The following is a 21,719-nucleotide window of genomic DNA, read 5'->3' as shown; positions in this document are numbered from 1 at the left end:
TATGCCTATCGAACTGTTTACCGGCCAGCCCGGAAACGGCAAAACCGCGCTGATGATGGAACGCCTGCTCGAAGAATCGAAGCGCGGCGAGCGTCCCATTTTCGCGGCTGGCATCGACGGCCTGCAGCCGGGTCTTGCCACGCTACTGGATGACCCCCGCGACTGGAACAAAATCGACGCGGAAACCGGTGAGCATGTCGTTCCCAACGGCTCTCTGATCTTCGTTGATGAAGCGTGGAAGTGGTTCGGGCATCTGCACGATGCAAGGAGCCAGGCGACGCCCAAGCACGTCCTTGACCTCGCAGAGCATCGCCACCGTGGCCTCGATTTCGTCTGGACCACGCAGCAGCCGAACCAGCTTTATCCGTTCGTTCGCGGCCTGATCGGCTCACACGCTCACGTTGTGCGCCGCTTCGGTACAAAGATGATCGACGTGTTCAAGTGGGGCGAACTCAACGAGGAGGTGAAGTCGTCTGCAAAGCGTGACCTGGCACAGCGCACAACCCGGTTGTTGCCGTCGCAAGCCTTTGGCGCGTACAAGTCCGCAGAAGTGCACACGATCAAGCCGCGCATCCCGATGAAGGTCCTGGCGCTGCCGGCCTTGGCGCTCGGTGCGATCATCGCTGGCTACCTCGCTTACCACTCGCTCCGACCTGACAACATGGCGGCAAAAGCCGGTGGCGGAATTCCAGTGGCGCAAGCCACGGAATCCGCCTCCGGCGTACCCGCAAGTACGCAGGCCGACGCGCCGAAATTCAAGGACGCCACCGACTACGCACGCCAGCACCAGCCGCGCTTCGGCATGATGCCGTGGACTGCCCAAGTCTTTGATGACCGCGCCGTTACCGCTGACCCTGCCGTTATCTGCATGTCATCGCTGGCCGGCAAAGATGCCCAGGGAGAGCCGAAGGAAGCCTCGTGCACATGCCTGACAGAGCAGGGCACGCTGTACGACCTGAGCCAACCCGAGTGCCGCACAATCGCACGGCGCGGCCCGGTCTATAACCCGTACAAGGAACGCAACCGCGAAGGCCCAATGCAGGCCCAGCAGTTGCAGCAGGACAGGGTGGCGATGCAGGGCGGGGCAGGTATGCCCGGCGTCGTTGTCGGTCGCCGCACGCGCGCCCAGGGCACGTTCCCAGAGTCGCCCGGCTATACCGCCAGCTCCTCGGTCACGCCGGCAACGGGGCTTGATCTATGACCAGCAGTGGCCGCGAATTGCTTAAGTGGATCGCCCTGGTCTTGATGACCGGCGATCACGTCGCAAAGGTCATCTACGGCGGCTACGTGCCGGTGGTCAGCGAGTTGGGCCGCGTCGCGTTCCCGGTGTTCGCCCTGGTGATGGCTTACAACCTGGCACAACCCAAGGCCGACGCAGCGAAATCGCTGCGCCGGCTTCTGCTTTGGGGTGTCATCGCTCAACCGGTCCATGCCTGGGCGTTCGGGGCTGCGCTACCGCTCAACGTCCTGCTGTCGTTCGCGCTCGCCGCGGCGTGCGTGGTTTGCATTCAGCGTCGGTCCTGGTTGTTGCTCGTGCTGCTGGCCGGGCCTGCGCCGTTGCTTGTTGACTATCAATGGGCGGGGACTTCGCTGTTGCTGGCCGGCTGGTTGTTCTTCCAGCGTCCTGGCATCGTCCGTCTGCCTCTGCTGGTGCTGGCCTTCGCCGGCCTTTGCCTGTTCAACGGCAACACCTGGGCATTGCTCGCTCTGCCGGTGCTGATCCTCGGCGGCGTGCCGCTATACGTTCCACGCACTCGCTGGGCGTTCTACGGCTACTACGTGGGTCATCTGGCGCTGTTAGCAGGGTTTCTGTATCTGAACCCATCCGTTGTCTACGCGCCGGAATCGCTTCCCACCAATGCAACGTTCACCGGGCCCTAGTGCGCGTTCCTGGGCAGCGCGTCGTTGTCTTTCTATCTCCGTACGCTGCCATTCGTTCTTGACTTGTTGGGTTTCAACTCTGAGCGGCTTCATTGCATTCTCAACCTGCTGCAATGCGGCTTTTACCTGCTTTTCTTGCTCGGCCTGGACAGCTGATCCGACGATCGCCATGCCGGTGCAGGTGACCATGCCGAACAGGCATAGACCGATGAAAACGCCGATGGCTATTTTCCACACCATGTCGTTGTTGTTCGATCGGCTTGAGAGTTGTGGCCGCGTCGGCCCACGGTAGGACCGGGGCCGGAATTCGATCTGCGACATATCCCCGATTTTTGGTTCTTCTCGTTCCATGAAATCCCCCTAGATTCGCCGGGGGATTGTAGCTGCGCTGCAGGGCGGACACACTGCAGCGGCGTATTCACGCGACTGTGAAGAAGTTTCGTTTCGGACGTTTGCCGAAGAACAAGGAAAATAGACGCTGTAGCATCCCCTTCCCTGCAATTTCATACCCTCGATAAGTGATAGTTATCGCTGGTAGATGATGTTTTGATGTACATTGAACGTATGAAAAACAATCCAGTCATTCCTGTACTTGCATCCACTGCAACAACGCTGGTGTTACCGGAACAGCTGGCACAACATGCCGCTGATGCGGTCCGCGAACTGCTGGCAGAAGCCGCGGCCGAGAATACCACCCGCAGCTACGCCACGGCGTTGCGCTATTGGGCCGGCTGGCACGTGGCACGCTATGGCATCGAACTGGCTTTCCCGGTGGCCGAGGCCACCGTGCTGCAGTTTGTGGTCGACCATGTCCGTCGCCGCTCGACCGATGGCTCGCTGACCTGGGAACTTCCCGCGTCGGTCGATCAGGCTTTGGTGGCCGCTGGCCTGAAAGCCAAGCCAGGCCCGTGGACCTTGTCGACGGTCCGGCACCGTGTGGCGGTGTTGTCCACCGCGCACCGGCTGAAACAGGCCGTGAATCCCTGCGAGCAGCCGGCCGTGCGTACGGTGCTCAGCCGCGCCGCACGAGCCGCGGTCAAACGTGGTGAACGACCGCGCAAGAAAACCGCCATCACCCTGCCTGAGCTGGAGGCGATGCTGGCCACCTGCGACGACAGTCTGGAGGGGCTGCGTGATAGAGCCCTGCTGTGCTTCGGATTTGCCAGCGGTGGGCGGCGCCGCAGTGAAATTGCTGCCGCTGATATGCGCGATCTGCGCCGCATTGGTCAACAGGGCTACATCTACCGGCTGGAGCACAGCAAAACCCAACAGGCCGGCGTTACCGCCAGCTCCACACCGGACAAGCCGGTGCTCGACCGCGCCGCGCTGGCACTGCAGGACTGGCTGGAAGCGGCCGGAATCACCGAGGGAGCCATTTTCCGGCGGTTGTGGAAGCAGCGCGTGGGCCCCGCCCTGTCGCCGGCCGCGATCGGCGAGATCGTGCAGCGGCGCGCGGGCATGGCCGGTCTGGCGGGGGATTTTGGCGGGCACAGCCTGCGTTCGGGATTCGTGACCGAAGCCGGCCGCCAGGGTGTGCCGTTACCGGCAATCATGCAGATGACCGAGCATCGTGCGGTTGCCAGCGTGATTGGCTATTTCCAGACCGGCAGTGCCGCGTCAAATCCGGCTGCAAGACTGCTCGAGGACGACTGATGCAGCTCGGGTCGATGCGCCGCTGCTGAGCTCAAACGCCATGGCCCGACGCTGAATACATGGATGGCACGGCTTTCCGCCCAGCCGCAAAGGTCATGCTTGGACGGTTCGCTTACGCATCGTCGATGGCGGCCATCAGCGCCAGGCGTTCCGGCTGCAACAGCAGGATTTCACGCTGTTTGACCGCGATGACCTCTTCGTCGCTCAGCCGCCTGAGCACACGACTGGCCGTTTCCGGTGCCATCCGCAGGTAGTTGGCGATTTCAGTGCGTGTCATGGTCAGGTTGAAGCGGTTCGCGGAGAATCCGCGTCGCGCGTAACGGCTGGAGATATCCAGCAGGAACGCGGCCATGCGCTCTTCGGTACGGTAGTTGGCGGCCAGCATGGCGGCCTTGCCGATCTCGGCACTCAACAGGCTGAAGAGTTTGGCCTGCAACCCGGGCATGCGACTGGCCAGCATGCTGATGCGCGGGAAGGAAATCCTGCACAGATGCACGGTATCCAGCGCCGCGGCATTGCACGGGTAGCGTGAGCCATGAATCGCATTGAGGCCGATCACCTCCCCGGGCAGGCTGAAGCCCAGAACCTGCTCGTTGCCGAGGCTGTCATCGACGAAAGTCTTGACCATGCCGGCACGCACCGCCGCGATTGAATCAAATGGCTCACCTGCCCTGAAGATGTAGTCGCCAGCATGGTAAGGCCCGACATGGTCGACCATCACGTGCAGCTCACTGAGTGCGCCCTTGTCTCCGTAGCCTTGGGAGCGACAGGCATCGGAGAACGCGCAGGTGCTGCAGAAGTTCAGCTCATCGCCATCATTTGCCGCAGCCGGATTCGGAGTGGTGTTTCCCGAAGGGCCGCGCGGAGGTCGGGCAGGAGGCGTCATGCGGGATTCAGGCAGTTGGGAGGAAACACGCTGCAATTATACGCCACAGCAGCCGGCCTTCATTCTCGATCAGCAACCGGTTGTCCTCACGGCGCACCCAGCCGCACTGCATAAAAGGAGCAATACGGTCGAGTGCAGCTTCGAAACAACCATCGAACGGCAAAGCGTTGTGCCATTCGAATACCCGCATATCCAGCGCATGATCACAGGCCAGACTCTGTATCACCTCGTCAACCAGGCATTCCTGTTCGGAAAGAATCAAGCCGGCCGCCACTCCCGGTTGGCCGGCAGCCAGGCAATCGCGCCACTGTGCTGATGACGGCTCGGTACGGCAGATGACGTTGCCGATCTGGCTGCAGGCTCCCGGGCCGATCCCGAGAAGATCATGTCGCTCGCGGCGAGGCACGCCCAGCAGGTCGCAATACCGCTGCCCCTCACCACTGCGCACGGGCAGCTCCAACCCCGGCCGCTGGTAATGATCGCCTCCCAAGGGCAGATATCCCGCAGCCTGTAGCAGCCGCCAGGCCTGGAGCCATGCCGAGGGATCAACCGCCTGAAGAGTCGACGCACAGGGGGCCGGCAGGAGAATCCGTTCCGGAGCCAAGGCAAGCACCGATTCCATCCGCTCCAGGAATGCAGGGTCATCGCGCAATGGAAGGCTGAGCTGGTAGTAGCTTGCTGTGTACCCTGCTCTCTGCCCGCGGGCCAGCAGTTGCGGGCCGGCAGCACCGGCGCGATCGATCACAGTCAAGCGCGTACTGCCGATTCTGCGCAGATCCTCCGGCTGGATCCGGGTGGATGCGTCCACCCGGACCTCGACCTGCGGGCGCGCGATGATGCGCAGGTGCTCCGGCACCGCATCCAGCAGACGCCCCAGCAATGGCGCGGGCAACTGCTCGGCAATACCGGGCTGCAGCACCATCGCCGCCACTTCGCGGTCATCAGCCAATGCAGCCGCATTCAGGCGCAGGCAGATCAACAGCGCATCAAGCAGCGCTTCGGCATCCATGTCTCCATGCAGCGGAGCCTTGAAGCCGAGTGTGAGGCCGCGCGGAATGAGGTGCTCGTTGCTTGCCTGCATTGCCGCGCGCCAACCGGCTTCGGCAAAGCCTGGGCTGAGCTGGCTCGCGGCCGGGAAAAGCACATCGACAGGTTGTTCCAGCAATGCGCTGTGCAATGAGGTGTCGTCCATTCCATCGATTCCGGCGGGCCTTGTGACATCCTCGGCAAGTTCCTCCCCGGTTTCCCTGATCTGGATCAAGCCCGGTGTTTTTTTGTGGCGCATGTCGCCAGGTACACATTCCTGGGCGCCGAAGGCTCCGGCACGGGCCGCGACATCATGCCGACTGTGCAGAGGCTTGTACTGTCGAGCTCAGCGGCAGGCATCGTGGACCGCATTGTCCCAGCGACTGGAAAGCGCAAAGCTCCGCCTGAGCCCCGCCTTCCTGAAAGCGGCGTCCCTCCCCGTTCGCGCTCGCTGGCAGGCATCCGCTCCCGGGCGCGTGGTGCGGCCCTGTCGACTTCCCACCGCTCTCGAGGCTTTCCTCGAAGCATTCCATTGATCGCGCAACTCGACGCGCAGCTGCTCCAGGTTCCGATCGACCGCCGGGTCATGCGCCATTGCGGCGACTTCCCATGAAGCCGCTGGAGTTCCCAGGCAAGGAGTGGACTGGTACGCGACCACTCCCGCATCCGTGCACTTGAAGACCCGCTGTACGGGCTGCCCGCCCGCAAGTTGCAGCGCAAGTACAAACGACACCAGATCGATGGCCATCTTCCCCTCCGCTTCCATTCGTGACACAGGCAAGGCTATGGCAATCCCGGCTTCTGGAATGCGGGACGTATCTGCATCCTGCTGTCAGGAAATGCCGCCGATCAGCCGGGTGCTTATGCGGGTTTCCTAGGTCGCAATGAAATCTTCAACAAACCGCTTGCGGTAAAAATGAAGGCCCGTTATCATTTCGTTCTCGGCAACATCGGGGCCATAGCTCAGCTGGGAGAGCGCCTGCATGGCATGCAGGAGGTCAGCGGTTCGATCCCGCTTGGCTCCACCAAATCCGGACATTAGGCCGTCTGGATTGCCGGAACAATTTGATGAAGTTTACGCGTCCCCATCGTCTAGAGGCCTAGGACATCACCCTTTCACGGTGGCGACCGGGGTTCGAATCCCCGTGGGGACGCCATTCATCAAGTAAAACAAAGACCCAGACGACCGGGTCTTTTTTGTTGGAAAGACTCCTTTGTTGAGGAGTTGGAAAAGGAAATAAACCTCTTCCCATCCAGCAGAATTCCGCTATAATGGCGGGCTCGCAGTACAACGTGGGGCCATAGCTCAGCTGGGAGAGCGCCTGCATGGCATGCAGGAGGTCAGCGGTTCGATCCCGCTTGGCTCCACCAAATTCGGACATTAGGCCGTCCGGATCGAAAATCCGAGATTTCAGAATACGCGTCCCCATCGTCTAGAGGCCTAGGACATCACCCTTTCACGGTGGCGACCGGGGTTCGAATCCCCGTGGGGACGCCATTTCAAAAAAGCCCTGAGAAATCAGGGCTTTTTCTTTACCTGTCCCTATTCTGCGGCTGTCTCCACGTGAAGTGCCGCGGCAGATTCTTCTCAGCCCACTTTCAGTCCGGACACCAGACCCGCAACCTGCTCCATATCCGACTGCGTCCAGTCGCTCTCAAGCCCGACCAGTGCCGGATTGCGGTGGCGCATGCTTGAATGGCGGGTGGTCTTCGCAGATGCATGCAGTTCGCGGCATCCGCTTTGCCGGGCCACGACCTGGATGTTTTCCGCATTCAGACCGGCACCGGCCATGACGCTGATCCGGGGACCGGCCTGGGTGACAAGCGAGGCCAGCACTTGAACACCTTCGGCAGCGCTTTTCCGTCCGCCTGAGCTCAGAATCCGCTGGGCTCCCAGTTCGACGATCTGCTCAAGTGCGGTTGGCAGATTGCGGGTGGCGTCGAAGGCGCGATGGAAGGTCACGCCCATCGGCCCAGCGGCGGCAATCAGTTCGCGGCATACGGGCATGTCGATTTCGCCATCGACAGTCAGTGCACCGATCACCACGCCATCGCAGCCCAGGTGCCGACAGTGTTCAATGTCGCGCAGCATGATTTCCACTTCCAGCCCGCTGTAGAGGAAATCACCCGGGCGTGGCCGGATCAGCACGAACAGCGGGATATGCAGGTGCTCACGGGCAACGCGGATGGTGCCGGATGAGGGCGTGGTGCCACCTTGCTCCAGGTTCTCGAAAAGTTCGATACGGGCGGCACCGCCCTGCTGCGCGGCAAGTGCGGAAGTGGCCGAATTGCATGCGATTTCAAGCAGGTAGCCGGAGCTCATCTCTGCGTGCTGGCATATACCGAAGCCGAATCCAGCAACGCATCCTGTTTGCGGCTGTCGCACACGGCGTAAACAAAACCGCGATGCAGCGCATAGGCGCCGACCTCGCCGTTGCGATTCATTGCCAGGAAGCAGACCTGCAGCGTGCGACTGGCCTCCGGGCGCTTGCGGACGACCCGCTGGATGGCTTCCTGGCAGGCTTCTGCCGGCGAGCGTCCCTGGCGCATCAATTCCACCACCAGGAATGAGGCCGCATTGCGGATCATCTCTTCGCCCATGCCCGAGGCGGTGGCCGCGCCGACTTCGTTGTCCACGTACAGGCCGGCGCCGATGATCGGGCTGTCGCCCACCCGGCCACGCAGTTTCCACGCCATGCCACTGGTGGTGCAGGCGCCCGCCATCTGCCCGTTGGTATCGATGGCGAGTATGCCAAGGGTGTCGTGATTGTCCTTGTCGCCGGGAATGCCGCGACGTTCGGCGTTGATCTGTGGCGCGTAGCGCTCGGTCTTGAGCCACTCGCGCCATGCCGCATCGGCTTCCCTGGTGAGCAGTTTCTGTTGCGGGAAGCCCTGTTGCAGCGCGAATTGCCGGGCGCCCTCCCCGACCAGCATGACGTGCGGCGTCTGCTCCATCACCCGCCGGGCCACCGAAATCGGATGCAGGATGTCTTCCAGCGCCGCGACCGATCCGCAGCGGCCGTCGCCGGCCATGATGCTGGCATCCAGGCTCAGCACACCATCACGGTCCGGATAGCCGCAGCGGCCCACGGTGGAATTGCACAGATCACTCTCGGCCCAGCGGGCGCCGGCCTCCACCGCATCCAGCGCGCTGCCACCGCCGGCCAACACGTTCCAGGCCGCCTGGTTGGCGCCGACACCGAAATCCCAAGTGGAAACCACGCGCGCCTCCTTCCCGCTCCGTGGCGAGGCCAGCAGGCCGGGCGCGGTGCTGCCCAGCGCTCCCAGCAATGTGGAGGCTTGCAGAAACTGTCGACGGGTACTCATGGCATCAAGGCTCCTTTCCGGCTGTCGCCCGACGCTGGCGGGAGTGCATCTCCGGCATAGGATGCCAGGGCGCCGAGGACACCGAGCTCGCCGTGGTCGATACGCCACACGGGTACTTTCTGCAGTGCCGGTGCGAGGACGCCCTTGGCCAGAAAGCGCTGCTGGAAGCTGCCACTCTCCAGTTCACGGGCCAGGTGCCCGGCGATCCCCCCGGTGAGGAACACCGAGCGCGCGCCGAAGGTCAGTGCCAGATCGCCGGCCAGGCTGCCGAGCCAGGCGCAGAACATGCTGACGGCTTCGGCTGCCAGCGTGTCGTTTCCGGACTGGGCCGACTGGATCACCTGCGCCGGTGTCTGCCAGCGGCGCGGCTGGCCGCGCAATTCGCACAGGCAGTTGCTGAGTGTCACCAGCCCCGGTCCGGAAAGGATTTCCTCGTTGTCGATGTGCGCGTTCCCGCGGGAAAGCAGTCGCAGCACTTCCTGTTCTGCCGGTGTGCCAGCGGAAAGCGCGGCATGCCCGGCTTCGCTGGGCATCACGCCATCAGCCAGCCGCAGGGCAACCCCCAGCCCGGTGCCGGGGCCCAGCACTACCGCAGGCGAATACGGTGTGCTTCCGGTTTCACCATGAAGAAGATGGCGCGCACTGGCATCGGCATGGGGCAAAGCCTGCGCGACAGCGACAAAATCGTTGATCAGCTGCAAGTGCTCCAGCGCGGCATCACGACGGGTGGCCGACAGCGACACCGGCCAAGCCAGGTTGGAGTTCAGCAGCGCGTCGCCATCGAGCACACCGGCAATGGCGACCACGGCATGCCGTATCACAGGGCCCTGCTCGTGCTGCAACCAGCGGCTGTAGTCGCGCAGGATCGCGGCCAGGTCCGGATAGTCGGCACAGGCGTATTTGCGCAATCCATGGATCCGGATCGGCTGTCCCGGCTCGACCCGCGTCCAGCCCAGACGGGCATAGGTTCCGCCGACGTCGGCGCCAAGAACCGCCGGGCCTCTGGATGGCGCGGATGGTTCATTGCCGGTTGACCGGATGTTCCCGCCAACAGGATTGCTCATTCCTGCGCTCGCTTCTGCTGCATGTCCATCCTGTTGTGTGTCGGTGCGGGGGTCACGAATGATGCGGCATCGGCAAGCATCAGGAAACCCGGAGGAGATGCCAGGTCCACCACCCCAGCGCAGTCATCGCCAGTGAGCCGAACAGGTTCATGCCGGTGGTGGAAAGTGCCCAGATGAAATGCTGGCGATGCAGCAGTTCCACCACTTCGGCGGAGAAGGTCGAAAAGGTGGTCAGTCCGCCCAGCAGTCCGGTGATGATGAAAAGCCGCCATTCCGGAGCCAGGTCCGGCCGCGTCGCCAGCCAGGCCAGTGACAGGCCGACCGCATATCCGCCCAGCAGGTTGGCGGCCAGTGTGCCCAGCGGGACAGAACCACCCATCGGGTTCAGCCACAGGCTCAGGCCGAAGCGCAACCAGGCGCCCAGCGCTGCACCGACACCGATCGCCAGAAAGGAAAGCCACATGCACTCAATCTCCAACCGGATGGCCGTGGTATCGCATCAGCTGCCGGAGCCACGCTGCGCGCGGGCCTGTTCACGCGCGCTCCGCAGCCGGTCCAGCTTCTCCTTGAGTTTGATTTCAAGGCCGCGTTCGACCGGCTGGTAGTACACGCGTTCGCCCATTTCATCGGGAAATGCGGTCTGCTCCAGTGCGATGCCGCCTTCGACGTCGTGGTCGTACTGGTAGCCCTGCCCGTAGCCCAGCGTTTTCATCAAGCGGGTCGGCGCATTGCGCAGGTGCATCGGCACCGGCAAGGTGCCGAGCTCGCGGACATCGGCGCGTGCGGCATTCAGTGCCGAATAGGCGGCGTTCGACTTGGCCGTGCTGGCCAGATAGACGACCAGATTCGACAGCGCGATATCCCCTTCCGGCGCGCCGATGCGGTCATAGGCGGTCCAGACGTTGATCGCCATCTCCAGGGCGCGGGGATCGGCCAGGCCGATATCCTCCACCGCCATGATGGTCAGCCGCCGCAGCAGGTAGGACGGATCGCAGCCGCCGTCGAGCATCCGCGCCAGCCAGTAGATCGCGCCGTCCGGATTGGAGCTGCGCACCGACTTGTGCAGGGCCGAAATCTGGTCGTAGAACTGCTCCCCATTCTTGTCGAAGCGGCGGGTACGATCGGCCAGCACCTGCAGCAGGGTTTCCGGGGTGATCTGTCCACCCTCGCCTTCGGCCAACTCGGCGGCGATTTCCAGCAAGGTCAGGGCGCGGCGCACGTCGCCATCGGCGGCGCGGGCGATTTCCAGCAACGACTCCGGCGACACCTGGATGCCCTGCCCGCCAAGCCCGCGCTCATCATCGTCCAGCGCCCGCTGCAATGCTTCCACGACGTCTTCTGGCGAGACCGATTCGAGAACATGCACGCGGCAGCGTGACAACAGCGCCGAATTCAGCTCGAACGAGGGGTTTTCAGTGGTGGCGCCGACAAAGATGATCGTGCCGCGCTCGATATGCGGCAGGAACGCGTCCTGCTGCGCTTTGTTGAAGCGGTGCACCTCATCGACGAACAGCACCGTGCGCCGGCCTTCGGTAAAGCGCTGGGCAGCCTCGGCCAGCACCTGGCGAACGTCCGGCAAGCCGGACAGTACCGCTGAAATGGCACGGAATTCGGCATCGGCATATTGCGCCAGCAGCAGTGCCAGCGTGGTCTTGCCGCAACCCGGTGGTCCCCACAGCACCATCGAATGCACGCGGCCGGACTCGACTGCACGCCGCAAGGCGGTGTTGGGGGCGAGCAGGCGCTTCTGTCCGACCATTTCATCCAGCGTGCGCGGGCGCATGCGCTCGGCAAGCGGACGCATGCTGTCGCGGTCCGCGCTCAGCAGGTCGGCGGGTGCTTCATCAAGAAAGATATTTCGGGATCTGGCCACGGCGGCATTCTACCGTGGCCGCCGTCCATGCTCAGCGGTCGCCGACGACGTCCACATTCTTGCCGGGCACGAACTTGAAGGTGCCTGCGGCGAAACCCGGATTCTTCTTCCAGCCGCTGAAATCGATGACGGTGCGCTGGCCCACGGCATCGATCACTTCCATGCGTGACAGGCCGCCCGCGGAAAAGCCCAGTGAGGCGTACTGGAAGTTGGTGTCGGTCTCGCGCTTGGGGGTCAGCGACAGCCACTGCATGCCATCGCGTGCGGCGGCTTCCTCGCTGACGTCGTACTGCTGTTCCAGCAAGGCGGGGTTGATCAGGGCGGTCAACGGACTGCTCTGCTCCTCGCTGCCCTGCTCGCGCACAGTGGCCTGCTCCAGGTCGGGCTCATAGACCCATACCTTGGCACCATCGGCGACGATCAGCTGCGGATGCGGGCGTGTGTATTCCCAACGGAACAGGCGCGGGGCCGACAGCGCCAGGCGGCCGCTGGAGGATTCCTTGAGTTTGCCGCGCGTATCGAACACCTGCTGCGAGAACTGCCCATCCAGACCCCGCAGGCCGCTGGTGAAGGACTTCAGATCATCGCGCGCGCCTGCATGGGCATCGGCGGCAAGGCCGGCGCAGGCCAGGGCAACAGCAAGAACGGAATGGCGCAGGAAGGCAGTCATGGCGGCAGGAATCCGGAGGATGTCTGGAATGGGGCAGAGTCTGCCTCGTGGGTGCTGAATGGGCGGCAATCAACAGATAAATGCCGCCCCACGCTTCATTTCGGCGGTGGCGGTGCCAGCACCGTGCGGTCGCCATTGTGCTCGGGCGGGCTGACCACGCCGGCCGCTTCCATCGCCTCGATCAGCCGCGCGGCGCGGTTATAGCCGATCTTCAGGCGACGCTGCACGCCGGAGATCGACGCGCGGCGGGTTTCGGTGACGATGCGCAGCGCCTCGTCGTACAGTGGATCGGATTCATCGCCGGCGGCGCTGGATTCGGGCAGGCCGGTGGCGCCGACCACGGTGCCGTCGCCCATCATCTGCACTTCGTCCAGCACGCCGGAAATGTAATCGGTCGGGCCACTGGCCTTGAGGTGCTCGACCACGCGGTGCACTTCCTCGTCGGAGACGAAGGCGCCATGGACGCGATCGGGCAGTGCGGTGCCCGGCGGCAGGTACAGCATGTCGCCGTTGCCCAGCAGCGCCTCGGCGCCGGACTGGTCCAGGATGGTGCGCGAGTCGATCTTGGAGCTGACCTGGAAGGCGATGCGGGTCGGGATGTTGGCCTTGATCAGGCCGGTGATCACGTCCACCGACGGCCGCTGCGTGGCCAGGATCAGGTGGATGCCGGCCGCACGCGCCTTCTGTGCCAGACGCGCGATCAGTTCTTCGACCTTCTTGCCGACGATCATCATCATGTCGGCGAATTCGTCGATGAAGATGACGATGAACGGCAGCGGCTCCAGCGGCCGCGGCGCCTCGCCCATTTCCGGGTTCGGCTTGAACAGCGGGTCCATCAGCGGCTGGCCGGCGTCGATGGCTTCCTTGATCTTCTTGTTGAAACCGGCCAGGTTGCGCACGCCCACCGCGCTCATCAGCTTGTAGCGGCGCTCCATTTCGGCCACGCACCAGCGCAGGCCGTTGCCGGCCTCCTTCATGTCGGTGACCACCGGCGCCAGCAGGTGCGGAATGCCCTGGTAGACGCTGAGCTCCAGCATCTTCGGGTCGATCATCAGCATACGCAGGTCTTTTGGGCTGGCCTTGTACAGCAGGCTCAGCACCATCGCGTTGACCGCCACCGACTTGCCCGAGCCGGTGGTACCGGCCACCAGCAGGTGCGGCATGCGCGCCAGGTCGGCCACGGTCGGGCGACCGGCGATGTCCTTGCCCAGCGCCAGCGTCAGCACGCTGGCCGACTTGTCGTATTCCTTGGAGCGCAGCAGCTCGGACAGGAAGATCATCTCGCGGCTGACGTTGGGGATTTCCAGGCCGATCACCGACTTGCCCGGAATCACGTCGACCACGCGCACCGATTTGACCGACAGGCCACGGGCGATGTCCTTGTCCAGCGAGCTGATCTGGCTGACCTTCACCCCCGGTGCGGGTTCGATCTCGAAGCGGGTGATCACCGGGCCCGGATAGGCGCCGACCACCTGCGCATCGATGCGGAAATCCTTGAGCTTGAACTCGATCTGCCGCGACAGCGTTTCCAGGGTTTCCTCGGAATAGCCCTTGGCCTGCGGCTTGGGGTCGTCCAGCAGCGCCAGCGGCGGCACGTCCGAGCCATCGCCATTGACGCCCTGGAACATCGGGATCTGGGTCTCGCGCTTGGCGCGGTCGCTCTTCTCGATCACCGGCACCGGACGCGGTTCGATCTTCACCGGTTCACGCTTGGCGCGCACCTCGGCATCAACTTTGCGTACCTCTTCACGCTCCTCGCGCAGGGCCCGGGTCTGCTGCCATTCGCTGGCTTGCTCCTTCTTCCTGTTGAGCAGCGGGCCCAGCGCCAGCACCCAGGTGCCGATCTTCTCCATCACCGTGAACCACGACAGGCCGGTCGCCAGGGTGATCGAAGTCAGCAGCAGTACCAGCACGAACAGGTTGCTGCCCACCGGCCCGAAGCCGCTCTGCAGCGACCTGCCCACCAGCTGGCCGAGTCCGCCGCCGGCATTGGCCACGTCGGCGCCACCGATCCGAAGATACAGGAAGCCGGTGGCGGCGATCAGGAAACCGACAATACCGACCAGCCGCAGCGCCGGGCCGAGATCATCCTGACGCTGGTTCTCGGTCTCCTTCAGCCCGAACATCGCGATCCAGGCCACGGCTGCCAGCATCAACGGAATCAGGTAGGCCACGTAGCCGAACAGCTGCCGGGCGACATCGGCAATCCAGGCGCCGACCTTGCCGCCCATGTTGTTGACGGGCGCGACCACCGAGCCCGACTGCGACCAGCCCGGGTCGGTGGGCGAATAGGTGAACAGACTGGCCAGCAGGTACAGCAGTGCCGGCGCGATCGCGATCAGCGCCAGGTCACGCCACAGTTTCTGCCGTCGCGGGTTGTCCGCCGCGGCCGCCCGCTTGCGCGCAGTGGCGCCCGCGCTGGAGTTCTTGCCACGTTCCGGAACCTGCTTCGCCACCGTTGAATACACCTTGGGAATGCGTCGTTAGTGATTGATATTAAACGACAGTCAGTCGCGTTTCATCCGCTTCTCATGGCGCCCGTGCTTTGTGCACCTGCAATCGACTGTGATCAGGCTCCAACACCGTGCAAACAGCAAGCCGAGCCTCCAGCAGGCCGCGCAGTTCCATCGGCGTGTCTTGAATCACCCCCCTTCGAGCGCCACTCTATGGGTTGCCCGGACGGTTGCGGAATGCCCCAATCGTGCCGCCACTCCTGACTTTCGCGAGTATACATGAGCACTTCCAGCCTCCCGACCCTGCCCGTCCGCCACCAGAAACTCGTCATCCTGGGCTCCGGCCCGGCCGGCTGGACCGCCGCGGTCTATGCCGCCCGCGCCAATCTGAAGCCGCTGGTGATCACCGGCCTGCAGCAGGGCGGCCAGCTGATGACCACCACCGAGGTGGACAACTGGCCGGGCGACGCCCACGGGTTGATGGGGCCGGACCTCATGGCACGCATGCAGGCGCACGCCGAGCGCTTCGAGACTGAAGTGGTGTTCGACCATATCCACACGGCCGACGTCAGCACGCGGCCCTTCACGCTCATAGGCGACAACGCCCGGTACACCGCCGACGCGGTGATCATCGCCACCGGTGCCACTGCCAAGTACCTGGGCATCCCGTCCGAGGAAGCCTTCAAGGGTCGCGGCGTGTCCGCCTGCGCCACCTGCGACGGCTTCTTCTACAAGGATCAAGACGTGGTCGTGGTCGGCGGCGGCAACACCGCGGTGGAAGAGGCGCTGTACCTGTCCAACATCGCCCGCAAGGTATATCTGGTGCACCGCCGCGACACGCTGAAGGCGGAAAAGATCATGCAGGACAAGCTGTTTGCCAAGGTCGAAGCCGGCAAGATCGAGCCGGTCTGGCACCACCAGGTGGACGAAGTGCTGGGCAACGACATGGGTGTGACCGGCGTGCGCGTGAAGTCCACGCTCGATGGCAGCACCCGCGACATCGAGGCGCACGGTTTCTTCGTCGCCATCGGCCATCACCCGAACACCAGCCTGTTCGAGGGCCAGCTGGCGATGAACAACGGCTACCTGGAGATCCGCTCCGGGCTCGGCGGCAATGCGACCCAGACCTCGGTGGAAGGCGTGTTCGCCGCCGGCGACGTCGCCGACCAGCACTACCGCCAGGCGATCACCTCGGCCGGATTCGGCTGCATGGCGGCGCTGGATGCCGAGCGTTTCCTCGACGCCCAGGGCGGCTGACCCCTCCTACATCCACGACAGCCCGGCATGGACAAGGTGATGCTCAAGCAGCTGCTGTTTCACGGCAGCTGGCTGGTGTTCCCGGCCATCGCCTGGCTGCTGTGGCGCTGGCGCCGCGGCTACCCGCGTGCAGTACTGGCATTACTGTTGCTGGCCTGCATGGTGTTTGTCTGGGCCCGTTTCATCGAGCCGCAGATGATCCGGGTGGATCACATCGAGCTGCGCGGCACCGGCGTGGACACGCGGGTTGCCCTGGTCAGCGACATCCACCTCGGGGTCTACAAGGGCGATGGATTCCTGCAGCGGCTGGTCCGGCGACTCAATACGCTGGAGGCCGACACGGTGGTGATCGCCGGCGACCTGACCTACGAGCCGCGCGCTGAACAGCTGCACGACCTGTTTTCCCCGCTGAAACAGCTGCGTGTGCCTACGTACGTGGTGCTGGGAAATCATGACCAGCAAGCGCCTGGTCGGGATCTGGACAAGTCCCTGCGCAAGGCCTTGGCCGCCCACGGCATGCAGTTCATCGAAGGCCGCATCATCACCGACGCGCGTGGCGTGCATTGGGCAGGGCTGGGCGACCGCTGGGCCGGCAAGGACGATGCGGACTTCTTGCGCCAGCCCGGGGCCCATCGTGGCCGCACGATCCTGATCGCCCACAATCCCGACAGCGCCATGCAGTTGCACCCCGGCGATGCGACGCTGGTGCTGGCCGGACACACCCATGGTGGCCAGATCCGCATCCCCTGGCTGTATCGCAAGGTCATTCCCAGCGTCTACGGCTTTGATCGCGGCGAACAGGTCATGCAGACCGGCCATGGCACGGTGCGCGTGTTCACCACCCGCGGGGTTGGCGAGACCGGGCTGCCGCTGCGGCTGTTCAATCAGCCCACCATCGATGTGTTGCAGCTGCGCCCATGACGTCCTGCTTGAATCTGCGTGTACTTGCGGATCTGGCCGGCATACGCCCGGCGCAGTGGGATGCCCTGCACGATGGGCGCAATCCCTTTGTCAGCCATGCCTTTCTGGCCGGGCTGGAGCAGCACGGCTGCCTGCGCCCGGACTGGGGCTGGCAACCGCAGCATCTGACGCTGTGGCGCGGCGATACGCTGGTGGCGGCGGCACCGGGCTATCTGAAGTACAACTCGCACGGCGAATTCGTCTTCGATCATGCATGGGCCAACGCCTACGCACGCAGCGGCATGGACTATTTCCCCAAGTGGCTGGGGGGCGTGCCCTACTCGCCTGTCACCGGTCCGCGACTGCTGGCGCACAGCGACGAGGACCGGCTCGCGCTGCTGCATGCCGTGGTCGAGCATGTCACGGCCAGACAGCTTTCCTCGGCACATATCAACTTCCATACAGCTGCGGAAACGCCATTGTTCGACGAAGACTGGCTCGCGCGCCGCGACGTGCAGTTCCAGTGGCAGCGGCAGGCCAGCTGGCATGGCTTTGACGACTTCCTCGCGGCGATGGACCACAAGCGTCGCAAGAACATCCGCCAGGAACGCGCCAAGGTCTTCCGTGCCGGCATACGTTTCGCCGTCCGCCATGGCGATGAGGCCAGTGATGACGAACTGCGGGCGATGCACGGCTTCTACCTGCAGACGTTCGCCGAATACGGCAACGCGCCGGCACTGACACTGCCTTTCCTCCGCCATCTGGCCGCGCAGTTGCCACGGCAGCTGGTGCTGTTCCTTGCCATGCAGAACGATGTACCCATTGCCGGCGCACTGTGCCTGCGCGGCGGCGATACGCTGTACGGACGTTATTGGGGCGGCGCCCCCCTGCCCGGCCTGCATTTCGAAGCCTGCTACTACCAGGGCATCGAATACTGCCTGCGCGAAGGTTTGCAGCGTTTCGAACCGGGCGCACAGGGCGAACACAAGCTGGCCCGCGGCTTTCTGCCGACGCCGGTGCACAGCCACCACTGGGTCGCCCATCCGCAGTTCCGCCAGGCGCTGCGCGACTGGTGCGCCCGGGAGAGTGACGACGTGGCGCGCTATGGCACCGCATTGCGGCATCACTCCCCGTTCAAGCCCACCGGTGACACCGGATGAGCCAGCACGGTCCCTACCTGCTGGGCGAGGCCAGTGACTCGCCCTTTCCACCGGCGGAACTGGCGCTACACGAGCCCGACGGCCTGCTGGCTGTCGGGGGTGACCTGTCGCCGGTGCGGCTGCTCAACGCCTATGCCGGCGGCATCTTTCCGTGGTTTTCCGAAGGCCAGCCGCTGCTGTGGTGGTCACCGGACCCGCGCATGGTGTTCCGCAGTGACCGTGTCCACCTGTCCTCGCGCTTCCGCCGCAGCCTGCGCGCATCGCCGTGGCGCATCCGTGCCGACACCGCGTTCGCCGAAGTGATGCAGGCCTGTGCACAGGCGCCCCGGCCGGGTCAGGACGGCACCTGGATCACCGCCGACATGCACCGGGCCTATGTCGAACTGCACCAGCTCGGCTATGCGCACTCGGTCGAGGTGTTCGACGATGAGGAACTGGTCGGTGGCATCTACGGGGTGGCGATCGGCCGCATGTTCTTCGGCGAAAGCATGTTCAGCGCCCGCAGCGGCGGCTCGAAAGTGGCGCTGGCGGCACTGGCGCGGCTGCTGGCCGGCTGGGGATGGCCGCTGATCGATGCGCAGGTGGAGAACCCGCACCTGCTGCGGATGGGCGCCGAGCACCTGCCGCGTACTGCTTTCCTGCAACAGGTACGCAGGCTGACGCATGAACCCGGCCAGCCCGGCTCCTGGACGCGGGGTTTCGGCGACGTTGCCGCCGCGGAACTGGCCAGTTCGCCGTCATTTAACGCTAACTTTGCATGATCGGGCGCAACGGCGTAAAATACCCGGCCTTAGGCCCCAAGGGCCGTCCGCAGAATCGCACAGGACTACATGTCGAAAGACGACTCCATCGAGTTCGAAGGCACCGTCAGCGAGACGCTGCCGAACACCACTTTCCGCGTTCGTCTGGAAAACGGGCATGAAATCATCGCCCACATTTCCGGTCGCATGCGCAAGAACTACATCCGCATCCTGACCGGCGACCGCGTCAAGGTCGAGATGACGCCGTACGACCTGACCAAGGGCCGTATCACCTACCGCATGAAGTAATGCGGTAAGTCGGGCGTTTGCCTGAAAAGCCAGCCTTGCGCTGGCTTTTTTGCGTGTCCGTTTCTCATTGGAAGCCGCCTGCGGCAGGTCGGAGACAGCAACGGCGGCCGTAGCCGCCGCTGCCCGGATGGAAGGAAGTGGCGCCGTTACACCGTGGCCGGCAGCAGGTGACGGGGTTCGGCCTCGGCCTCGACCACCAGCTCGCCTTCGCGCACGTCGACACTCACCTTGCCGCCAGCAACCAGTTTGCCGAACAGCAGCTCGTCGGCCAGCGGGCGCTTGATCCTGTCCTGGATCACCCGGCTCATCGGCCGCGCGCCCATCTCCGGATCGAAGCCGTGCTGGGCCAGCCATTCGCGGGCCGCCGGCGTCGCCGCCAGCGTCACGTGCTTGTCCTGCAGCAGCATTTCCAGCTCGATCAGGAACTTGTCCACCACCCGGAGGATATGCTCGAAGCCCAGTGGCTGGAACTGCACCACCGCATCCAGACGGTTGCGGAACTCCGGCGTGAAACTCTTGCGGATCACCTCCATCGCATCGGTGGCGTGGTTCTGCTTGGTGAAGCCGATCGAGCGGCGCGCGGCCTGCGTCGCACCGGCATTGGTCGTCATCACCAGGACCACGTTCTTGAAATTGGCTTCACGGCCGTTGGTGTCGGTGAGGATGCCGCGATCCATGACCTGCAGCAGGATGTTGAAGATGTCCGGATGGGCTTTTTCAACCTCGTCCAGCAGCAGCACGCAGTGCGGTGTCTTGACGATCTTCTCGGTCAGCAAACCGCCCTGGTCGAAGCCGACATAGCCCGGAGGCGCACCGATCAGGCGGCTGACCGAATGCGGCTCCATGTATTCGGACATGTCAAAGCGCACCAGCTCGATCCCCAGCTGCATGGCCAGCTGGCGGGTGACCTCGGTCTTGCCGACGCCGGTGGGGCCGGCGAACAGGAAGTTGCCGATCGGCTTGTCCGGATTGCCCAGCCCGGAGCGCGACAGCTTGATCGCCGAAGCGAGGCTGTCGATCGCCGGATCCTGGCCGAAGATCACCATCTTCAGGTTGCGCTCCAGATGCTTGAGCACGTCCTTGTCGGTGGCGCTGACCTGCTTGGCCGGAATCCGCGCCATCTTGGCGATGATCGCCTCGATCTCCTCGGTGTCGATGCGCTGCTTGCGCTGGTCTTCCGGCAGCAGCCGCTGCCGCGCGCCGGCCTCGTCGATCACGTCGATGGCCTTGTCCGGCAGCAGGCGGTCACCGATGTGCTTGACCGACAGGTCGACCGCCGCCTGCAGCGCGTCGTCGGCATAGGTCACACTATGGTGGGCCTCGTACTTGGGCCGCAGGCCCTTGAGGATTTCATAGGCCTCGCCCACGGTCGGCTCGATGATGTCGATCTTCTGGAAGCGCCGCGCCAGGGCACGATCCTTCTCGAAGATTCCGCGGTATTCCTGGAACGTGGTCGAGCCGATGCAACGCAACTCGCCCGACGCCAGCGCCGGCTTGATCAGGTTGGACGCATCCATGGTGCCCCCCGAGGCCGAGCCCGCACCGATGATGGTGTGGATCTCGTCGATGAACAGCACCGCATCGGGGATCTTCTTCAGCGCATTGATCACGCCCTTCAACCGCTTTTCGAAGTCGCCGCGGTATTTGGTGCCGGCGACCAGCGCGCCCAGGTCGAGCGAATAGATGACCGCATCGGCCAGCACCTCCGGCACCTCGCCATCGACGATGCGCTTGGCCAGGCCCTCGGCGATGGCGGTCTTGCCCACGCCGGCCTCGCCCACGTACAGCGGGTTGTTCTTGCGGCGGCGGCACAGCACCTGGATGGTGCGCTCGATCTCGTCACGGCGGCCGACCAGCGGATCGATGCGTCCGGCCAGCGCCTGCTCGTTGAGGTTGCTGGTGAAATCGCTCAGCGCATCGCCCTTGGACTCGGCGTCCGCGCCTTCATGCCGGCCCTCGCCTTCCAGCGACGACGACGCGCCGTCCTCGTCTTCCAGCTTGGCCACGCCGTGGGACAGGTAGTTGACGATATCCAGCCGGGTCACGTCCTGCTGGTTGAGGTAATACACCGCGTGCGAATCCTTCTCGCCGAAGATCGCCACCAGCACGTTGGCGCCGGTGACTTCCTTCTTGCCGGAGGATTGCACGTGATAGACGGCCCGTTGCAGCACCCGCTGGAAACCCAGCGTCGGCTGCGTGTCACGCCCATCGTCGTCGGCCAGCCTGGAAACCGAGGTTTCCACTGCCTGCTCCAGCTCCTGCTGCAGGCGATCCAGATCCGCACCACAGGCCTTGAGCACCGCCTGCGCCGATGGGTTTTCCAGCAAGGCAAGCAGCAGGTGCTCGACCGTCATGAACTCGTGCCGGGCCTCGCGCGCACGCTTGTAACACTGACCAATCGTCTGTTCGAGGTCTTTACTGAACATTGGGAACTCCGACTCCGGTTGGTGACAATATGCGGGCTGGTTGCGAAATTTCCACTACCCTAGCCGATCCTCCTGTTCATGCGGCGTCAGTATT

Annotated in this window: 18 protein-coding genes and 4 tRNA genes; 12 read left to right on the top strand and 10 right to left on the bottom strand. The window is 64.0% G+C overall.

Features of this window, described 5'->3' with window-relative positions:
* Window position 1 precedes the first annotated feature (1 nt).
* The 3 genes from ACSBPQ_RS07705 to ACSBPQ_RS07695 all read left to right on the top strand — a co-directional run bounded on the left by ACSBPQ_RS07705 (window position 2) and on the right by ACSBPQ_RS07695 (window position 3,534).
* Window positions 2–1,201, top strand: a complete 1,200-nt coding sequence (locus ACSBPQ_RS07705) for a zonular occludens toxin domain-containing protein (protein ID WP_442684423.1) — start codon at window positions 2–4, stop codon at window positions 1,199–1,201.
* A complete protein-coding gene (locus ACSBPQ_RS07700; protein ID WP_442684422.1) occupies window positions 1,198–1,881 on the top strand; it encodes a TraX family protein in 684 nt (227 codons plus the stop codon). Before ACSBPQ_RS07705 ends, ACSBPQ_RS07700 begins: the two co-directional genes overlap by 4 nt.
* A 564-nt stretch (window positions 1,882–2,445) precedes the next feature.
* Entirely contained in the window at window positions 2,446–3,534 is a 1,089-nt protein-coding gene (locus ACSBPQ_RS07695; protein WP_442684545.1) for a site-specific integrase, read from the top strand.
* Window positions 3,535–3,646: 112 nt separating this feature from the next.
* Here the strand turns inward: ACSBPQ_RS07695 and ACSBPQ_RS07690 are convergent, their stop codons facing one another.
* Both ACSBPQ_RS07690 and ACSBPQ_RS07685 read right to left on the bottom strand, forming a co-directional pair.
* The gene (locus tag ACSBPQ_RS07690) at window positions 3,647–4,420 is read right to left on the bottom strand and encodes a helix-turn-helix domain-containing protein (RefSeq protein ID WP_442684421.1); all 774 of its coding nucleotides are present in this window, start codon (window positions 4,418–4,420) and stop codon (window positions 3,647–3,649) included.
* Window positions 4,421–4,427: 7 nt separating this feature from the next.
* On the bottom strand, window positions 4,428–5,705 hold the full coding sequence (locus tag ACSBPQ_RS07685; RefSeq protein ID WP_442684420.1) for a coproporphyrinogen III oxidase: 1,278 nt from the start codon (window positions 5,703–5,705) through the stop codon (window positions 4,428–4,430).
* Between the two features lie 693 nt (window positions 5,706–6,398).
* Here ACSBPQ_RS07685 and ACSBPQ_RS07680 point away from each other — a divergent pair.
* The 4 genes from ACSBPQ_RS07680 (at window position 6,399) to ACSBPQ_RS07665 (ending at window position 6,944) form a co-directional block, all read left to right on the top strand.
* Window positions 6,399–6,474 (top strand) — tRNA-Ala (locus ACSBPQ_RS07680).
* A 53-nt stretch (window positions 6,475–6,527) separates the two neighbouring features.
* Window positions 6,528–6,603, top strand: a tRNA-Glu gene (locus tag ACSBPQ_RS07675).
* Between the two features lie 138 nt (window positions 6,604–6,741).
* Window positions 6,742–6,817: transfer RNA gene (locus ACSBPQ_RS07670), tRNA-Ala, on the top strand.
* Window positions 6,818–6,868: 51 nt separating this feature from the next.
* Window positions 6,869–6,944, top strand: a tRNA-Glu gene (locus ACSBPQ_RS07665).
* A 90-nt stretch (window positions 6,945–7,034) separates the two neighbouring features.
* Here the strand turns inward: ACSBPQ_RS07665 and ACSBPQ_RS07660 are convergent.
* From ACSBPQ_RS07660 to ACSBPQ_RS07630, 7 genes are all read right to left on the bottom strand, one after another.
* Entirely contained in the window at window positions 7,035–7,769 is a 735-nt protein-coding gene (locus ACSBPQ_RS07660) for a copper homeostasis protein CutC (protein ID WP_442684544.1), read from the bottom strand.
* On the bottom strand, window positions 7,766–8,773 hold the full coding sequence (locus ACSBPQ_RS07655) for a N(4)-(beta-N-acetylglucosaminyl)-L-asparaginase (RefSeq protein WP_442684419.1): 1,008 nt from the start codon (window positions 8,771–8,773) through the stop codon (window positions 7,766–7,768). The genes ACSBPQ_RS07660 and ACSBPQ_RS07655 overlap by 4 nt, the downstream gene beginning before the upstream one ends.
* On the bottom strand, window positions 8,770–9,837 hold the full coding sequence (locus ACSBPQ_RS07650) for a glucokinase (RefSeq protein WP_442684418.1): 1,068 nt from the start codon (window positions 9,835–9,837) through the stop codon (window positions 8,770–8,772). The genes ACSBPQ_RS07655 and ACSBPQ_RS07650 overlap by 4 nt, the downstream gene beginning before the upstream one ends.
* 79 nt (window positions 9,838–9,916) lie before the next feature.
* Window positions 9,917–10,300, bottom strand: coding sequence for a fluoride efflux transporter CrcB (gene crcB, locus ACSBPQ_RS07645; protein ID WP_442684417.1), 384 nt, complete (start codon window positions 10,298–10,300; stop codon window positions 9,917–9,919).
* Window positions 10,301–10,336: 36 nt separating this feature from the next.
* A complete protein-coding gene (locus ACSBPQ_RS07640) occupies window positions 10,337–11,641 on the bottom strand; it encodes a replication-associated recombination protein A (protein ID WP_442684543.1) in 1,305 nt (434 codons plus the stop codon).
* A 100-nt stretch (window positions 11,642–11,741) separates the two neighbouring features.
* Window positions 11,742–12,380 (bottom strand): outer membrane lipoprotein chaperone LolA, encoded by a 639-nt coding sequence (gene lolA / locus ACSBPQ_RS07635; protein ID WP_442684416.1) that lies wholly within the window; start codon window positions 12,378–12,380, stop codon window positions 11,742–11,744.
* Between the two features lie 95 nt (window positions 12,381–12,475).
* Window positions 12,476–14,836: a DNA translocase FtsK gene (locus ACSBPQ_RS07630; protein ID WP_442684415.1), complete on the bottom strand. Its 2,361-nt coding sequence runs from the start codon at window positions 14,834–14,836 to the stop codon at window positions 12,476–12,478.
* A 276-nt stretch (window positions 14,837–15,112) separates the two neighbouring features.
* Between ACSBPQ_RS07630 and trxB the strand changes: the two genes are divergently transcribed.
* From trxB to infA, 5 genes are all read left to right on the top strand, one after another.
* Window positions 15,113–16,090 carry a thioredoxin-disulfide reductase gene (gene trxB / locus ACSBPQ_RS07625; protein ID WP_442684414.1) on the top strand — a complete coding sequence of 326 codons (978 nt, stop codon included), beginning with the start codon at window positions 15,113–15,115 and terminating at the stop codon, window positions 16,088–16,090.
* Window positions 16,091–16,117: 27 nt separating this feature from the next.
* A complete protein-coding gene (locus ACSBPQ_RS07620) occupies window positions 16,118–17,011 on the top strand; it encodes a metallophosphoesterase (protein ID WP_442684413.1) in 894 nt (297 codons plus the stop codon).
* A complete protein-coding gene (locus ACSBPQ_RS07615) occupies window positions 17,008–18,150 on the top strand; it encodes a GNAT family N-acetyltransferase (RefSeq protein ID WP_442684412.1) in 1,143 nt (380 codons plus the stop codon). The genes ACSBPQ_RS07620 and ACSBPQ_RS07615 overlap by 4 nt, the downstream gene beginning before the upstream one ends.
* Window positions 18,147–18,911, top strand: a complete 765-nt coding sequence (gene aat, locus ACSBPQ_RS07610; protein WP_442684411.1) for a leucyl/phenylalanyl-tRNA--protein transferase — start codon at window positions 18,147–18,149, stop codon at window positions 18,909–18,911. Before ACSBPQ_RS07615 ends, aat begins: the two co-directional genes overlap by 4 nt.
* A gap of 69 nt (window positions 18,912–18,980) precedes the next feature.
* A complete protein-coding gene (infA, locus tag ACSBPQ_RS07605; RefSeq protein ID WP_005409596.1) occupies window positions 18,981–19,199 on the top strand; it encodes a translation initiation factor IF-1 in 219 nt (72 codons plus the stop codon).
* A 146-nt stretch (window positions 19,200–19,345) separates the two neighbouring features.
* Here infA and clpA read toward each other — a convergent pair whose 3' ends face one another.
* Window positions 19,346–21,625: an ATP-dependent Clp protease ATP-binding subunit ClpA gene (gene clpA / locus ACSBPQ_RS07600; protein WP_442684410.1), complete on the bottom strand. Its 2,280-nt coding sequence runs from the start codon at window positions 21,623–21,625 to the stop codon at window positions 19,346–19,348.
* Between the last annotated feature and the right edge of the window lie 94 nt (window positions 21,626–21,719).

The organism is Stenotrophomonas sp. JC08 (assembly GCF_052180205.1).
Classification (GTDB): Bacteria; Pseudomonadota; Gammaproteobacteria; order Xanthomonadales; family Xanthomonadaceae; genus Stenotrophomonas.
This window is presented reverse-complemented; position numbering and strand designations above follow the sequence as displayed.

What these genes read in the sequence shown, in the direction of transcription:
- ACSBPQ_RS07695 (WP_442684545.1), top strand. Translation starts at nt 2,446, where the DNA reads ATGAAAAACAATCCAGTCATTCCTGTACTTGCATCCACTGCAACAACG.
- ACSBPQ_RS07660 (WP_442684544.1), bottom strand. Translation starts at nt 7,769, where the DNA reads ATGAGCTCCGGCTACCTGCTTGAAATCGCATGCAATTCGGCCACTTCC.
- clpA (WP_442684410.1), bottom strand. Translation starts at nt 21,625, where the DNA reads ATGTTCAGTAAAGACCTCGAACAGACGATTGGTCAGTGTTACAAGCGT.
- ACSBPQ_RS07685 (WP_442684420.1), bottom strand. Translation starts at nt 5,705, where the DNA reads ATGCGCCACAAAAAAACACCGGGCTTGATCCAGATCAGGGAAACCGGG.
- lolA (WP_442684416.1), bottom strand. Translation starts at nt 12,380, where the DNA reads ATGACTGCCTTCCTGCGCCATTCCGTTCTTGCTGTTGCCCTGGCCTGC.
- ACSBPQ_RS07655 (WP_442684419.1), bottom strand. Translation starts at nt 8,773, where the DNA reads ATGAGTACCCGTCGACAGTTTCTGCAAGCCTCCACATTGCTGGGAGCG.
- ACSBPQ_RS07640 (WP_442684543.1), bottom strand. Translation starts at nt 11,641, where the DNA reads ATGCGTCCGCTTGCCGAGCGCATGCGCCCGCGCACGCTGGATGAAATG.
- crcB (WP_442684417.1), bottom strand. Translation starts at nt 10,300, where the DNA reads ATGTGGCTTTCCTTTCTGGCGATCGGTGTCGGTGCAGCGCTGGGCGCC.
- ACSBPQ_RS07705 (WP_442684423.1), top strand. Translation starts at nt 2, where the DNA reads ATGCCTATCGAACTGTTTACCGGCCAGCCCGGAAACGGCAAAACCGCG.
- ACSBPQ_RS07690 (WP_442684421.1), bottom strand. Translation starts at nt 4,420, where the DNA reads ATGACGCCTCCTGCCCGACCTCCGCGCGGCCCTTCGGGAAACACCACT.
- ACSBPQ_RS07615 (WP_442684412.1), top strand. Translation starts at nt 17,008, where the DNA reads ATGACGTCCTGCTTGAATCTGCGTGTACTTGCGGATCTGGCCGGCATA.
- ACSBPQ_RS07700 (WP_442684422.1), top strand. Translation starts at nt 1,198, where the DNA reads ATGACCAGCAGTGGCCGCGAATTGCTTAAGTGGATCGCCCTGGTCTTG.
- infA (WP_005409596.1), top strand. Translation starts at nt 18,981, where the DNA reads ATGTCGAAAGACGACTCCATCGAGTTCGAAGGCACCGTCAGCGAGACG.
- ACSBPQ_RS07620 (WP_442684413.1), top strand. Translation starts at nt 16,118, where the DNA reads ATGGACAAGGTGATGCTCAAGCAGCTGCTGTTTCACGGCAGCTGGCTG.
- aat (WP_442684411.1), top strand. Translation starts at nt 18,147, where the DNA reads ATGAGCCAGCACGGTCCCTACCTGCTGGGCGAGGCCAGTGACTCGCCC.
- ACSBPQ_RS07650 (WP_442684418.1), bottom strand. Translation starts at nt 9,837, where the DNA reads ATGAGCAATCCTGTTGGCGGGAACATCCGGTCAACCGGCAATGAACCA.
- trxB (WP_442684414.1), top strand. Translation starts at nt 15,113, where the DNA reads ATGAGCACTTCCAGCCTCCCGACCCTGCCCGTCCGCCACCAGAAACTC.